This window comes from Halobacterium noricense, assembly GCF_021233435.1.
GTDB lineage: Archaea > Halobacteriota > Halobacteria > Halobacteriales > Halobacteriaceae > Halobacterium > Halobacterium noricense.
Genome location: NZ_CP089468.1, coordinates 196,254 through 210,022 on the forward strand (window position 1 = coordinate 196,254; position 13,769 = coordinate 210,022).

General features: G+C 65.0%; 19 protein-coding genes and 2 pseudogenes. 6 read left to right on the forward strand and 15 right to left on the reverse strand.

Going from position 1 to position 13,769, the window contains the following annotated elements; all coding sequences use genetic code 11:
• The first annotated feature begins 169 nt into the window (after window positions 1–169).
• A pseudogene (locus LT974_RS17845) lies at window positions 170–477 on the forward strand (toxin-antitoxin system TumE family protein).
• On the forward strand, window positions 458–925 hold the full coding sequence (locus LT974_RS01095) for an HVO_A0114 family putative DNA-binding protein (RefSeq protein WP_232588795.1): 468 nt from the start codon (window positions 458–460) through the stop codon (window positions 923–925). Before LT974_RS17845 ends, LT974_RS01095 begins: the two are co-directional and overlap by 20 nt.
• A gap of 44 nt (window positions 926–969) precedes the next feature.
• Here LT974_RS01095 and artA read toward each other — a convergent pair whose 3' ends face one another.
• From artA to LT974_RS01125, 6 genes are all read right to left on the reverse strand, one after another.
• Entirely contained in the window at window positions 970–1,872 is a 903-nt protein-coding gene (gene artA / locus LT974_RS01100; protein ID WP_232588797.1) for an archaeosortase A, read from the reverse strand.
• A 51-nt stretch (window positions 1,873–1,923) separates the two neighbouring features.
• A complete protein-coding gene (locus LT974_RS01105) occupies window positions 1,924–2,319 on the reverse strand; it encodes a PIN domain-containing protein (protein WP_232588799.1) in 396 nt (131 codons plus the stop codon).
• A gap of 3 nt (window positions 2,320–2,322) precedes the next feature.
• Window positions 2,323–2,580, reverse strand: a complete 258-nt coding sequence (locus tag LT974_RS01110; RefSeq protein WP_232588800.1) for an AbrB/MazE/SpoVT family DNA-binding domain-containing protein — start codon at window positions 2,578–2,580, stop codon at window positions 2,323–2,325.
• Between the two features lie 90 nt (window positions 2,581–2,670).
• Window positions 2,671–2,925, reverse strand: coding sequence for a type II toxin-antitoxin system HicA family toxin (locus LT974_RS01115; RefSeq protein ID WP_232588802.1), 255 nt, complete (start codon window positions 2,923–2,925; stop codon window positions 2,671–2,673).
• A 7-nt stretch (window positions 2,926–2,932) separates the two neighbouring features.
• Window positions 2,933–3,214, reverse strand: coding sequence for a type II toxin-antitoxin system HicB family antitoxin (locus tag LT974_RS01120; RefSeq protein WP_232588804.1), 282 nt, complete (start codon window positions 3,212–3,214; stop codon window positions 2,933–2,935).
• A gap of 86 nt (window positions 3,215–3,300) precedes the next feature.
• Complete coding sequence (locus LT974_RS01125) at window positions 3,301–3,621, reverse strand: MarR family transcriptional regulator (RefSeq protein ID WP_232588806.1); 321 nt, start codon at window positions 3,619–3,621, stop codon at window positions 3,301–3,303.
• Window positions 3,622–3,843: 222 nt separating this feature from the next.
• Between LT974_RS01125 and LT974_RS01130 the strand changes: the two genes are divergently transcribed.
• On the forward strand, window positions 3,844–4,176 hold the full coding sequence (locus tag LT974_RS01130) for a helix-turn-helix domain-containing protein (RefSeq protein ID WP_232588807.1): 333 nt from the start codon (window positions 3,844–3,846) through the stop codon (window positions 4,174–4,176).
• A 51-nt stretch (window positions 4,177–4,227) separates the two neighbouring features.
• Here the strand turns inward: LT974_RS01130 and LT974_RS01135 are convergent, their stop codons facing one another.
• The 5 genes and pseudogenes from LT974_RS01135 to LT974_RS01150 all read right to left on the reverse strand — a co-directional run bounded on the left by LT974_RS01135 (window position 4,228) and on the right by LT974_RS01150 (window position 9,065).
• Entirely contained in the window at window positions 4,228–4,407 is a 180-nt protein-coding gene (locus LT974_RS01135; protein ID WP_232588808.1) for an AbrB family transcriptional regulator, read from the reverse strand.
• Between the two features lie 205 nt (window positions 4,408–4,612).
• A complete protein-coding gene (locus tag LT974_RS01140) occupies window positions 4,613–6,835 on the reverse strand; it encodes a DUF7827 domain-containing protein (protein ID WP_232588810.1) in 2,223 nt (740 codons plus the stop codon).
• Window positions 6,836–7,108: 273 nt separating this feature from the next.
• Window positions 7,109–7,198: pseudogene (locus LT974_RS17850) on the reverse strand (surface glycoprotein); the annotation flags it as partial.
• 329 nt (window positions 7,199–7,527) lie between these two features.
• The gene (locus LT974_RS01145; protein ID WP_232588812.1) at window positions 7,528–7,755 is read right to left on the reverse strand and encodes a hypothetical protein; all 228 of its coding nucleotides are present in this window, start codon (window positions 7,753–7,755) and stop codon (window positions 7,528–7,530) included.
• A 281-nt stretch (window positions 7,756–8,036) separates the two neighbouring features.
• On the reverse strand, window positions 8,037–9,065 hold the full coding sequence (locus LT974_RS01150) for an ATP-binding protein (protein ID WP_232588813.1): 1,029 nt from the start codon (window positions 9,063–9,065) through the stop codon (window positions 8,037–8,039).
• 75 nt (window positions 9,066–9,140) lie between these two features.
• Here LT974_RS01150 and LT974_RS01155 point away from each other — a divergent pair, with 75 nt between their 5' ends.
• Window positions 9,141–9,605, forward strand: coding sequence for a carboxypeptidase-like regulatory domain-containing protein (locus LT974_RS01155; protein ID WP_232588814.1), 465 nt, complete (start codon window positions 9,141–9,143; stop codon window positions 9,603–9,605).
• Here the strand turns inward: LT974_RS01155 and LT974_RS01160 are convergent.
• Both LT974_RS01160 and LT974_RS01165 read right to left on the reverse strand, forming a co-directional pair.
• A complete protein-coding gene (locus tag LT974_RS01160) occupies window positions 9,602–10,333 on the reverse strand; it encodes a protein-L-isoaspartate O-methyltransferase family protein (protein WP_232588816.1) in 732 nt (243 codons plus the stop codon). The two genes, LT974_RS01155 and LT974_RS01160, sit on opposite strands and share 4 nt — an antisense overlap.
• Window positions 10,334–10,354: 21 nt before the next feature.
• Window positions 10,355–11,275, reverse strand: coding sequence for a methyltransferase domain-containing protein (locus tag LT974_RS01165; protein ID WP_232588817.1), 921 nt, complete (start codon window positions 11,273–11,275; stop codon window positions 10,355–10,357).
• Window positions 11,276–11,392: 117 nt separating this feature from the next.
• On the opposite strand from LT974_RS01165, the gene LT974_RS01170 reads away from it, so the two are divergent.
• Window positions 11,393–11,677 carry an AbrB/MazE/SpoVT family DNA-binding domain-containing protein gene (locus LT974_RS01170; protein WP_232588819.1) on the forward strand — a complete coding sequence of 95 codons (285 nt, stop codon included), beginning with the start codon at window positions 11,393–11,395 and terminating at the stop codon, window positions 11,675–11,677.
• Window positions 11,670–12,137, forward strand: coding sequence for a hypothetical protein (locus tag LT974_RS01175; RefSeq protein WP_232588823.1), 468 nt, complete (start codon window positions 11,670–11,672; stop codon window positions 12,135–12,137). Before LT974_RS01170 ends, LT974_RS01175 begins: the two co-directional genes overlap by 8 nt.
• A 188-nt stretch (window positions 12,138–12,325) precedes the next feature.
• Here the strand turns inward: LT974_RS01175 and LT974_RS01180 are convergent, their stop codons facing one another.
• Together LT974_RS01180 and LT974_RS01185 are read right to left on the reverse strand one after the other, a co-directional pair.
• Window positions 12,326–12,985, reverse strand: coding sequence for a protein-L-isoaspartate(D-aspartate) O-methyltransferase (locus LT974_RS01180; protein ID WP_232588825.1), 660 nt, complete (start codon window positions 12,983–12,985; stop codon window positions 12,326–12,328).
• Window positions 12,986–13,006: 21 nt separating this feature from the next.
• Window positions 13,007–13,666 carry an HVO_0476 family zinc finger protein gene (locus LT974_RS01185; protein WP_232588826.1) on the reverse strand — a complete coding sequence of 220 codons (660 nt, stop codon included), beginning with the start codon at window positions 13,664–13,666 and terminating at the stop codon, window positions 13,007–13,009.
• Window positions 13,667–13,769 lie beyond the last annotated feature (103 nt).

Here is a 13,769-nt window from a genome sequence, read left to right on the forward strand (position 1 = left end):
ATCTCGACAGCTATCGAGCCAGCGATTCGGACGGGGCTACTCCGCGAACCGCTCGGTGGTCTCGTACTTGGTTCCGGTCGCGACGTACGCGACGTCCGCTTCCAACCTCCAGTCGCTCGTCGAGGCCTAATGTTTAACACCGTTGGGTGCTAGCCCCAACATACGGAGGATGGGCGCAAACCGCGTTTACCGGGACGAAAGCACGAAGCCAGACGGAAGCCGATATGTGATGAAGGCGTGGCAAGTCCCGGAAAGCGAGGAGTTCCCGCAGGGGTTGAAATACAGCTTCAGTACATGGACGCTGACGGCGACACACTCCTGCGGTACGACAACACGCCCTACCACCTCGACGTAGGGCGACACCACCGACACACACCCGACGACGAGATTGCGGCCCTCGATTTCACCGGGCTCCGCGACCTCGTCGACCAATTCCACACCGAGGTGAATGAAATCTATGCCCGACGAACCAACTGACACCGAACCCACGCACGACGAATTCACGCCCGGGCCCGAGGAGGTTGACTACCCCTCGACGCTCCGAATCACCGCGCTCCCCGCCGAGCAAGCGCAAGCCGCCGCGCTCGAGCGCGCCGAGCAGTGGGAGCACGGTGAGGAAGTCCCGCACGTCGTGAACTTCGAAGACCGCGCGCAGCTGCGCGAACTGCTCACCGACCGGCGGATGGAGCTGCTCGAAGAAGTGATGGAGCGGCCCCCCGAGAGCATCCGCGCGCTCGCCGACCGCCTCGACCGCGACGTCCACGACGTCCACGACGACCTGCATCTGCTTGCGGACTACGATATCGTTCACTTCAAGGAAGCCGGGCGTGCGAAGAAGCCGTACGTTCCCTACGATACGGTGCGGCTCGAAGTTGAGTTTGGTCTGTCTCGGGACGGTGGAGCGGAATCGCAGGCGTCCGCCTAACAGTTGTTGCTAGCACGACCTCTATTCAGTCTCTTGGCTGAATGCTACTCCGCGAACCGTCGCGTAATCTCGTACTCGTTGCCGGTCGCGATGTACGCGACGTCCTCGACGACGCCGCCGAGCTCCGGGACGATGCGGAGCAGCGCGAACGTCAGGACGACGAGCGCGACGACCGACGCGGACTGGGCGAGCATGCGGTCGGCGAACAGATACGACACCATGTTGCCGTCGGTCGTCGGGAACACCGCGAACGCGAGCGTCTCGTAGATGCCGCCGCGGAACCACTGCTCGCCGTGCGCGACGGCGATGAACACCACGCGAATCACGTTCAGCCCGTAGATGACGGGGAGCGCGACAGCGAGCGCCTGCATGCGGCGCTTCAGCGGAGCCTTCACGGCGAGCGCGAGCCCGCCGACGATGGACATGCTGCCGATGCCCGTGCACGCCATCAGGACCGTCGTCGTGTAGCGGTGGCCGGGCTCGCCGGTGACGGACTCGCCGGTGAACACGAACTTCGCCAGGTAGCCGTGGTCGCCCTCCACGACGGGCGGGTAGTAGCCGAACTGCGCCATCAGCCACTCGGCCTGCTGGGCGACCGTCTCGATGGCGAACTGGCGCGCCGGCTCGATGGTCTGGAACGGCAGGAACAACAGCCCCATGATGGCAATCGAGCGCGTCAACGTCACCAGTTGGCGCTTGCCACTGCCGACGAGGTACGCGGTGTACAGACACGCGGGCACGGCGACCGCGCTCAGCACGCCCTCGATGACGCTCAAGTGCTCGAAGAAGTAGTACGGCACCAGCAGCCCCCAGAACGCCGCGAACAGCGTCCACGCCGCGACGGCCGCGTACCGGCTGTACTGGCGGTGGTTGGTCTGGAGGATTGCGCTCGTCCCGAACGCCGCGATGACGACCCACGCGAGCGTGTCGGTCAACGCGGATACCATTACGAGACGGGACGGGCGTCGCGAGTATAGGCGTGTTGGTGTCGGCGGGCGTCACTCTCGTTCGTCGACTAATCGTACGTGGTCGACACCAACTGTCTCGTACGCCGTCTCACTGGCTAGCAGCGTCTCGTCGCGTGTCGCTGCTAGCCCTGCGTGGAGGGCATCGAATGGCGTCAGCTCTTCGTCCTCGATGAACGTCGCTGCCGCGAGTACGGCGTCCTCGTGGGTTCGCGGAACGACCGGAACGAGTTCGAGGAGGTTTGTCACGGCACGGGGAATGTCGATCTCGTACGAGCCCTGCTCTCGGTCGTAGAACAACACGAGCAGCTCGGCGTACGCCAGAATCGAGGTGTGTGGATCGTACTCGTCGAGAGCCTGCACTGCAGCGTCCTGCAGCCAATCGTCGTCTTTGGCGAGCGCGACGAGCGTGTCTGTTTCGACGTACACGGCTCAGTTCTCGTCACGCCCTTCGTCGTTGTCGCGGGCTGACTCCGCGAGAGCTTCCCGTGCCTGCTCTTTCAACTCCTCGACGTTCTCGTTCTCGAAGGCATCGCCGACTGCCTCCTGCACCCCTTCGAGGGGGTCCTCGTCGACCGGGAACAGCGCGACGTGGCTGGGGAGTTCGACGACGCGATACGTCTCCCCGAACCGTTCCCGCACGTCCTTCGGGAGATACAGCCGCCCGCGTTCGTCTGTCGACTTCGACATCCTTGGCTACGCTTGTGTGGGAAGAATCAAAAATCTTCCCGCAAATAGGGAAATTATCACGCCAGCTGCGACGAACGACGAGAATCGACGTCATCGATTCCGGTCGACCCACTCGCAGAACGCTCGAAAGTCTTCGGCTCCAGCCTGTTCGGCGATACTTCGAAGCGTTCCAGTGTCGAGACGGTCGTGTCGCGGAACCGTCACCGTACGCGGCTCAGTATCGTGGCTCTCGGGGGGACTCCACTTCAAAATCACGTGGTCGCCGGACGTCCGCTTCCACGCGAACCCGCCGACGTTGACGAGCACCTTCACGACGTCGTTGCCGGAGAAGTCACGCGTAACCATCCAGCGACTACTTGAGGACGTCCGGCAGGTCGCCCGACGCGTTTGCGTCCGGTTCGATGCCGACCGCCACGACCTCCTCGTCTGTCGGCGCGCGCCCGACGTCACCCCGGTAGAGCGCGACCGCTTCGTCGAGGTTCTCCAGGGCCGCTTCGCGTGTCTCCCCCTGAGAGGCGACGCCGGTTTCCTCGTCGCGGGCCATCCAGAGGTCCCCGTTCTCCCCGAGCGAGAGTGTGATTTCAACTGGCGCATTCGGGGAGTCTCGCCCTCGCCCGTCGGTATCCGCGCTCATGCGACGACGTACGGCGGGTTCACGGATAAATTCTCGGCCGTTCCGAGGTGGCAGCCGGGATTCGTGGCTGTCCTCCGCCGGGTTCGTCACTCATCGTCGCCGTAGTAGTCGTCGGTCGTCGACGACGAGCTCGCTGCGGTCTGCGCGGCGTACGACGCGAGCCGGTCGTCGTTCCCGATGGCCCAGTAGCGCCCGCGGTGGCGGACGAGTCCACGGTCTTCGAGCCGGGACAGCGCGGCGCCGACGCTCCCGCGCTTGATGCCGGTCGCTTCGTGGAGTTCGGTTTGCGTGAACGCCTGGTCGTCGTTCGCGGCGAGGAACCGCAGGATTCGATGCGGCTGCGTTCCCTCCCGGACGTCGAGCGCGTCGCTTCGGTCGTCCTCGAAGCGGTCGATTCCAATCGGCATGTGTAATAGAACGCAATACAACGCAATAAGTGTGCGGGCAGTGCTCGCGCCGAAATTCGTCCTTACGCCCAGTGGGGTAGTCGCCGTCAATCGCTGAGAGCTCGAGGAGCGCTTCCTCTGTGTTGGACGGTGAAGCCACTCCCGGATGAAGGATGTTAATTGCTGTTAACGGGGGTGGAAATGCTCATGCACTCCCGGGTGTTGTCTCTCTGTACGAGCAGCATGGAGCACGCGGCCGACCGCGGTGAGAAGAAGCGACTCCGGAAGGAACACCCTAGCGGGTGGTTCTACCTCACGCAGCACGACGCCGTCCCGATTCTCGTCGATGCGTTGCTCGACCTGCCGCCGAATCGAGAGTTCAACAAAACCGAGCTCGCGGAGCACGCCGGCGTCACTCGCCAGACTGTCGGCACCTACACCGATCTGCTGGTCGAAGTCGAACTCATCGAAGCAGTCCCGGAGACGTCCCCGCGTCGATATCGCGTCGCGGACAGCGCCGTCGTCCAGGAGCTCTTCGGGTTGAACAGCGCGCTCAACAACGTCGGCGACGAGTAGCGCACGGGCTTTCCACCGACAATCGCGGTGTCGCTGCTCGCGTTTTGAACGCTACGCTGCGTTCGTCCGAACGTCTGCCGCTCCGAATTCGCCTTCCACGTCGACAGCGTTCGTCTCGCCGACGTCGACGGGCTCGAAGTCGTCGAAGACGCCGTCCCGTTGCTGGACGACTTCGATAGGTTGCCGTCGGTCGTCCAGCCGTCGTCGGAGCGCCGCCGGAATCGTGACCATCTCCCGGTCGCTGACGTTCGTCTGTTCGTTTCAGTCGACGCGAGACAATCACAGGCCGACCGTGCCGGTCCGAATCGTAGCTGTCGTCCAACTTCGCGAAGCGTTCGCGTCGGACGGCGCTGTGGCTGTCGAGTTGTGAGCGCGAAAGAAAAGTGCGGGTAGGGGTATCGGGGTGACTGCGTTACGGGCAGTCAGTTCGTGTTGGTTAGTTCTGGCGGAGTGCGAGCAGGGCAGCACCGAGGACGGCGATGAGCGCGATGCCCATGCCGAAGCCGGGGATGCCGCTGCCGGACTCGTCTTCAGAGGTTTCCGTAGCGGTTTCCGTCGCCGTTGCGGTTTCCGTGGCCGTTGCGGTCTCGGTGGCCGTTGCGGTGGCGGTTTCCGTGGCGGTGGCGGTTGCCGTGGCGGTCTGTGCGGATTCGACGACCGAGCCGTCGGCGCTGACGGTGCTCACGAACTGGCCGCCCTGGAGGGTGGCCGTGAACGTGTCGTTGGCCGAGCGCTCGCTGAAGTCGAATTCGCCGGAGAAGGTGCCGTCAGCCTGGACGGTGACGGTCTCGCTCATGACGAACCGCGGCTGGGTGTCGCCGGACGAGCGGACGCGAACCGTCAGCTCGCTACCGGGTGAGATAGTCGACGTGCCGGAGATCGTCTGGCTGGATGCGGCTTCGACCTGGATCTCGTCGTCGGCGATGTCGAAGCTACCTTCGCGGTCGACCATTTCGATGTGGTCAGAGACCGACTGCGGGTCCTCGTCGCCGAGGAGCCGGGAGTCGTTGACCGTGAAGGTGACGTTCAGCACGTCTTCAGCCGTCAGCGCGCGGTCGCTGCCGGTGTCGAAGCTGTTGGAGTCCGTCGCGACGTAGTAGGTGTCGCCGGACTGGAAGACAGCGTCGAAGCTGACGTTGGAGACGTTGACCGTCTTCGGCTGACGGTTCGCGCTCGTGGACTCCTCAGTCTGGTTAATCGTCACGTCGATTGCCCCGCTCTCCACGAGGGACGCGAACTTGTCGGTGGTGGAGTCGGTGGACTGGTTGTTGAGAACGCCTTCGATGCCGGAGGCGTCGAACTGGTGGATGATCGTGTCACCAGCGTCGCCGGTGCGGGCGAAGGTGTCGCTCTCGGTGATCGTGTTGTTGTTGACTGCGGCCGTGAGGTCCTCGGCGGATTCGAGGTTATTCACGGTGGTGTCGGAGGCGACCCAGAGGTTCAGCCCCGTGGTCGCGCGCTCCTCAAGAACTGCAACGGACAGATCGTTCGGATTGCTCAGCGTCTCGGATGCACTACCGGTGCTGACGGAGAGGTCGTAGTCTCCCGCGTCCAGCAGCGCACCTTCGAGGTCCGTCTGACCGTTGTTGTGCAGGCTGACGTCGTCGTCGCTGTTGCCAGCTTCGACGAGTTCAGCGCCGGGCTCACCGGCTTCGTAGGAGTTGAAGAGGACGCTGACCTGACCGTCATCGTTGCTGTCCGCGAACGAGATGTTGGCCTGGTAGCCGACTGCCTCTTCATCACCGACGACGAGGGTGCCGGAGGTGGCGGCCTCGCTGAGGTCGATGGTGACGTTGACGATGTCGCCCTGCTGGTCAACGTACGTGTTCTGCGCGAAGGACACGTCGCCCGCACCGACTGCGTTCACGGTGATGTTGGACGTGTCTTCGGCGGTGGTGTCGGTGACGGCGTAGTTGAACGTGTAGTTACCAGCGTCGACACTCGTGAAGTTCGCGTAATCACTGATGTCGCCGCCCTGCTCGACTTTGAGTTCGACGCCGTCTTCTTCGACGTCGCTTTCGACGTTAACGTCAGTGACGTCGAAGCCGTCGTTGAAGATTTCGACGAGTTCGCTGTCGTCGAGGTTCTCCGAAGTGACGGTGAGGTTGTAGGGTTCGCCCTGGCGGTTGGTGGAGGTGAATTCGGCGCTGATGTTGGTGTCGCCGCGGTTGTCGACAGTGTCAGCGTCGAAGCTCGCGCTGAAGTCCTGCTCACGAACCGTGAAGTTGCTCTGTGCGGAGTTCTGCGGGTTGGAACCGTCGTTACTGATGAAGTACGTCGTACCAGTGTCGAGGCCGGACGTGCTCACGTTCACGAGGTCGGCAGCATCGTTGTAGTTCAGCGAGCGGACCGGCGAGCCGGTCGTGGAGTCCACACGCTCATAGAGCGTGTAGCTGCCAGAGTTAGCGTTGCTGTCGCGGTCGCCAGCGTCGTAGACTGCGGTCTGGCCCTGGAAGACGATGCTCCCGTCACTGAACGACGAATCATCGAGATTGTCGCCGGGAGTGACATCGCTGATGGTGAGCGATTGAATCAGGAAGTCACCATTATTACCACCGGTATCGTCAACTGCGACACGGAGTTCGGTGGTTTGATCACTCGAGACGTTCGGGTAGTCAACTTCTAGGGAACTAATGTTGAATGCCGCTGTAACGTTCATACTCGACGGCTGAGCGGTGAATGTCAGGTTCCCATCTGCAACGTTTTGGTTCGCAGAAGAGATGTTTGAGCTGACACCGGATGTACTCGTGATATTTGCACCGTTAGTCAGATACACCTCGAAATTAACGGTATTGCCGCCAGTATCTCCATCATTCAGGTTCTGTGCTGTGAAATTGACTTCGTTGTGGACAACGGTCGTCCCTTCATCAACGGTTCCATCCGATGGGTTGGATACGTTGGTATCGGTAACGCCCGTAATCGCCGCAGCACTTCCTGTGAACGCGATGCCGGCTGCAAATACCGAGCCGATCATCAGCGCAGTCAGGAAGACCGCGCGGAGCTTGTCTGTATTGCTTGTCATGGTTTGGTAATCTGCTATTTCGGTACCGAGGTCGGTCACGTCCCGGATAGGACGGTACTGGACGCTGGCACCAGTGGGTAGGGGTATTGTCACTATCTTTCCTTTACCGGGAAATGCCTTCTGGCTGTTCTGGGTGCTTTCCCTGGCGTTTATACGGGAATCGGGCCGATTCGGCCACAAGAGCTTAATAGCTATTCGTGAGCCCGTGCTACTCTCCACCACTCCGTCGTCTCACTTCGCTCGACGACGCGGCTCGCGCCGCGCAGTCTGGTGCCGGGATGCGGCGCTGTCGAACGCCGCGTAGAAGACGCCCGTGTCGACGAACGTACTCATCCGTACAGAATCCCGTCGATGTCCGCCTCGTCCGTCTCGACGTCCGAGTCAAACGTCGCCTCAAAGAATGCGACAACTCTGTCTTTCTCCTCGTAGGCGTCGTCAATAAGCCGCGACAGTACCTCCTGGTGGCTGACTTCCCGGCCCGTCTCGACGCGAATTTTCGCTTGTAGCTCTTCGAGACGAGATTTCGCGTCCTCGTCGACCCTCACCTCCTCCGACATGTGCTCTCGTCCTCTCTGAAACTGGGTAAGCGTTTCCACGACCTCTCGTTCAATTCACTCGCCCACGCGGCTCACGGCTCACTCCGTTCACCGCTCGCTCAGTCCGTCGTCTCCCCCCGGTCGACGACGCGGCTCGCGCATCGCTACGCTCACGGCTCGCGGTGCTCGCCGTTTGCCGTTCCGTGCTCTCCCTTCGGTCGAGCACGCGCTCCGCGCTCGCTACACCGTGCTCTCCCTTCGGTCGAGCACGCGGCTCACGGCTCCCTCCGTTCGCCGTTCGCTCAGTCCGTGGCCTCCTTACAGTCGGCCACGCGGCTCCCACCCCCGTGCTCCGTCCGCCGCTCCCGCACCCGAACCGTACACACCGTCTCGGTCGCGTCGTCGACGACCAGCGCGTCCCCGGTCCGCGACGGCAGCTTCGCACCGACCGAGCCCGAGAGGTACGTCGGCCGCGTCGCCGCCAACGCGTCCACGTCCCGCTGCGACGTGAGCCGGTGCGCGACCACCAGATCCGACTGCGAAATCGCGGTCTCCGGCAGCGCGTTCGGACGCTGCGTCGCCAGCACGACGCTCGCGCCGGGTGCACGACCGCGCGTATACAACGTATCCACCGCACCCGCGGCCGCGCCGCTCGCGCACGCGTGCGCTTCGTCTACAAGCAGCCACGGAAGGCCCCCCATGCCATCGACCGCTGCCTGATATAATCCCGCCGCAGTAGCCGCGACGACCGCCTGCAACGCCGCCGTTCCGAGCCCCGTCCCATCGAGTACCGCGCCGTCCGCGAGCAAGTCCACCGCGGTCGGCGCATCTGACGCGAAACACCCCCGCGAGTCGGCGAGCGCGAGGTGGTTCGCGGCCGCCCGCCGCGCCGCGGCCGCAGCGTCCGCGTCCGCGACCCACGCCCGCATCGCGTCCAGCGTCTCCGCCTCGCTGGCCGCCCGCCAGACGAGCGTCCCCGCGGGGCTCGCCGGGTCGAGGTCGAGCAGCTCGCACCACGCTCGCGGCGGCAGCGCGCTCGCCCGGACGCGCGGCTCGATGACGGGCACGCCAGCCGACCCAAGCCCGCCGAACGCGCCCATCGGGTCGACGACCACGGGCGCAACACCCGGCGTATCCGCCAGCCCCTCGGCGAGCACGCCGAGCGTGTACGACTTCCCGCTCCCGCGCTTGCCCACGACGACGCCCGCGTGCGGCCCCGAAAAATCGACGCCGACGCGCGCCCCGAGGCTCCGGTCCGCGGCGAGATACCGGCCGAACCGCCCACAAACCTCATCCCCGTCCTTCCCGCCGTCGCGTCCGAGCACGTCCATACCACGCTCTCGCTCGGCTTCCCGGATGAACCCCCGTCCGAGCATTCAAATGCGAAGCCACGACCAATCCGTGGCGTGTTCGACTCCAACCCGCTCCGGCTCGACCAGTTCGCGCGCGACGAGCGCGCAATCGAGGGGCTGCCCGTCCGGCTCGTCATCGCGTTCGTCGTCGGCGTCGCGACGCTCAGCGTCATGCTCAGCATGGTCTCGGGCGTCGACACGCTCTCGGTGAGCGAACTCGACGCCAGCCCCGAACCCGACGTCGTCACGCCCGGCGACCAGTCCGTCGACGTGACCGCGGTCGACGCGGACGGCGACCCGGTCGCGGGCGCGACAGTCGTGGTAAAAGCAGGGACCGCGGACCTCGACGGCGTGGCGACTGCAACTACGGGGGACGACGGAACTGCAACCCTCGACATCGACCCACAGCTCGGCCCGAATCAGGCCGACGGCACGCTCGAAATCTCCGTGAAGCCGCCGTCGGGGTCGGACTACGCCGACCGCCGCGAGAACACCGAGATACTCGTCGTCCGCGACTAGTCCCAGTCGATCCAGTCCTGCTCCCAGCCCGTCCGGGACTGGGCGTCCTGGGCGGCGCGCTCGCGGTCCTCCCGAACAGTCCGATTGCGCTCGACGGAACTAGCCTGCTCGCCGTCGACGAGCAGCGGCGCGAACGCGACGGGGCCGTGCACCGAGACCGTCTCACGCCCCTCTATCGCGACGAGTCGCTGGCCGGTCGTCCCCTCCGGATAGACGAGCCGGCCCCCAGTCACGAGCTGGTCGAGCAGTGTCGCGGGCGGGTCGACGGCCGCGGCTTCCACGAGCACGCGGTCGAACGGCGCGTACTCGGCCAATCCGCGCGCGCCGTCCCGGCAGTCGACGAGCACGTCGCCGTAGCCGGCGTCTGCGAGGTTCGAGCGCGCGTCGTAGACGACGCGGCGGTCGATGTCGACGGCGTGGACGCGCTCCGGGCCGACGATTTCCGCGAGCACGGCCGCCGTGTACCCGACGCCCGCGCCCACGACGAGCACGTCGTCGCCCTCCTCGGGTGCGAGGGCGTCCACCAGCCGGCCCACGGTAGAGGGCGCGAGCACGCGCGTCCCGCGGTGCTCCAGCGACTGGTCGGTGTACGCGCGCCGGCCGCCGTCCACGAACTCGTGGCGGGGCACCTCGCGCATCGCTCGCGCGGTCGACTTCGCCTGGACGGCGGCCTTCGTGTCGTGTTCGAGGCTGTCGACCATCTCCGCCCGGAACGCCGCGAACTCCATACCAGAAAATTGCCGCCCAGCCTATTGAGTGGCCCGCCTCCGGCCGGCGACGAACCGGTAGTCCGTGCCGGGTACGTCGCCCGCGCGGACGTCCGCGAACCCCGCGTCCGCGAACCACTCGCCGACCGCGCCCTCCTCGTAACAGCCGCCGTGCTCGGTCGTCGCGAGCAACTCCGCGGCGACCGCGGCGTCCGGCGTTCCGTTCCGGAACGTGTCGACGTGAATCGCGAGCGCGTTCTCGGCGGCGGCGTCGCTGGCGGCCGACAGCAGCCGGCGATTGTCGTCCGGGCCGTACTCGCGCGCCACGCCCGCGTGGAAGACGATGTCGAATCCACCGCCGACGCCCTCAACGCCCTCTAGCGGGTCGCCGGCGACGAGGTCCACGCGCTCGCGCTCCAGCAGCGGGTCGACGGCGTCCACGACCGCTCGCGTGTCGAGTAGCGTCGCGTCGAACCCACGTCGCGCGAACTCCACGGCGTGCCGACCCGGCCCGTCCGCGACCACGAGCACGCCCTCCGCGTCGGGATGCTCACGAACGGCCGCGGTGACGGCTGCGCGAACGCTGGCGTCGTCTTCGGCAGCCTGCGCGCCGAGCCGGTTCCGCGTCCAGCTCCCTGCTCGCTCCGGCACCGCCCCGGTCTGCATCGTCTCCGGGAGGTCGACCAGCGCCTCCACGGTGTCGAGTTCGTGCGGTAGTCGCCCGATAGAGCGCACGTCGGTCTTCGTCACGAACCCCAGCATTCGATTCGTCGGCTCCACGCCCTCCTCGACCTCTTCCAGCAGGCCCATGTCGAGGAGTGCGTCCACGGTCACGCGCGCAGCGCGCTCGGTCACGCCCGTCTCGCGCGCGACGTCATCTACTGTGTACGCGTTCGAGACGAGCGCGTCCAGCACGCCCGTCTCCCGGGCCGCCCGCAACAGCAACAGCTCGCGGTAATCCATACGTCAGCGTCTCCCGCCTCGCGCATAACAGTAGCGACGGGTTCTCCGTTTCGTCTGGCGGACGTCAGTAGTGGTCTGACCAGAACGACTATCACTTCTCCCACTCTATGTGGGAACATGGCGAAGGTGGATTCGAAAGGGCGAATCGTCCTCCCGCAGGAACTGCGAGAGCGACTCGGCATCACTCCCGGGACGGAGGTCGAAATCCACGAAGAGGACGGGAAGGCCGTCGTCACATCCGAAGACGACCCGGCAGAGATCATCGAACGCATGGAACAACTCGTCGAAGAAGCGGCTTCGAAGCGAGCGGACACAGAGCCCCTTTCCGAAGGCGTCGATCCGGTCGCTCGAAAGCACAGAGCGGCTGTTCGAAACGGAGCAGAGCACACCCGCGATGAGTGACGCTGGCGGCCCGTATCTGTTCGACGTCGATGTGATTGCGCTCGCACACACGGAAACCCCGGTTCGTGATACTGCCCTCTCGTACGTCAGAGACGCTATCGCCGGCGAAATCGACGCCGTGGTTCCGTATCCCGCGCTTGTGGGTGCGCACACCGTTCTCACGACGTATTACGGGCATTCGAGCGGAAACGCGTCTCGCCTGCTACAGAACTTCATGGACGCGAAACGAATCCGCTGGTACGACGGGAACCACGAAGCCGTCGTTCGGGGTGGATTCTCACGGGCGAGCGACGCGAATGTCGGGGGTTGGGACGGGTACTATGCGCAGGTAGCGATCGACGAGGGGGTGAACACTGTATTGACCATCGACGACGATTTCGAACGGTTCGACGCGTTCAATACCAGGGTCATTCTCTCTCCCGACGAATTCAGCGAACTGAACGAATTTCTCGAACCCTGATCTGTGCTTCGGGCTGGCTCAGTAGCCAGCACGCCCCCTCGAACGACTGGGTGGTGGGGCTGTAAGGAGCCGTAATCGCTAGCCGAGGCGACGCAAACCCGTAGTGCAGCGAGCCGCAGGCAGCGACCGCGCCGGGGCTTTCGAGGTGGTAACACCCCATTCCCCTCAAGAATAGCGGTCGGACCGTCCTACTCGCCGCCCTGCATCCGCACGAACCGCACGGGGCCTTCGTCGGATTCGACGAGCCCGCCCTCGTCAGTTTTCTCCGCGCGGACGAGGCGCTGGCTGACGTCGCCAATCGGGCCGACCAGCCGACCGCCCTCTCGCGCCTGTTCGACGACCGCGTCCGGAAATTCGGGCGCGGCACACGTCAGATACGCGGCGTCGTAGGGCGCGTGCTCGGGCCAGCCGTCGTGGCCGTCGCCCTGCCGGACCGCCACGTCGCCGTAGCCAGCGCGGGCGAGATTCTCGCGCGCTCGCTCCGCGAGGTCCTCGACGTACTCGACGGAGTAGACGTGCTCTGGGCCGACGAGTTCGGCGGTGACGGCGGCGTGGTAGCCACACCCCGTCCCGATTTCGAGCACGTCGTCGCCCTCGCGGAGGTCGAGTTCGCTCGCGATGATGGCGACCACGTGCGGTGCGCTGACGGTCTGGCCCTCCCCGATTGGGAGCGGGCGGTCGTCGTACGCCCCGTCGCGGTGCTCTACGGGAACGAACTCGTGGCGTGGCACCGCGCGAATCGCGTCCGCGACGCGCTCGGTGACGTTCGGTCGGGCCGCGAGCGCGTTCGCGAGGTCGTCGCGCTCGCGCTCGAAGTCGTCGCCAGTATCAGATTCCTCGTCGGTCATGGGCCTGAATTCAGTAGTCAGCTACCAGGGGGACCAGGCACCGCTGGTCTCGTCGTCGCCGTAGACGCGCTTGACGTCCTTCGCGAACACCATGTCGCCCTCGTCGCCGAGCTTCGGGAACTTGTAGCTGTCAATTGCGTTCTCCCGGACGTGGATGCCGGTGATGGTGAACGCCTCCTCGCCGAACTCCTCGGTCTCGCCGACCGTGAACTCGTAATCCCCGGGGACGTGGACTTCGATGCTCCGGCTGCCCTCCTCGCTGTCCTCTTTGGGGTTGATGGTGATGTCGACGCTGACGTTGCCGACCTCGCGCGTCCACACGGTATCGACGTCGGCGGCGTCGGCGCGCGTCGTGCGGTCCTCCGGCCCGGCCTCGATGCTCGTCACGCGCACCTGCGCGATGACTGCCTCGGTCTCCACGACGAACTCGTCGCCCTCGTAGATGGTCTCCTCCGGGTCGAACTCCGCGGTCCCCGTGAAGGACTCGCCGTCCTGCGAGACGACGACGTCGACGCTGACGGTGGTCTCCTCCTCGACGGGCTCCTTGTGGACGTGGCCGCAGTCGGTACACTTCACGGTCGCGTTCCCGCCACCAGTAGTGAGTACCTCGTGGACGGTTTCGAGGTCCGGCGAACACGACGGACACTCGAAGGGGACGTGCTCCCCGACGTTTTCGCTCATGGTGGCGTATAGCGGCCCCGTACGTAAAAGACCGCGGAGTTAGGGTTTTGGAAGTCGCCACTGGTTTTTCTCTTCGGCTCTGACGACGCTTCCTCGAAAGCCC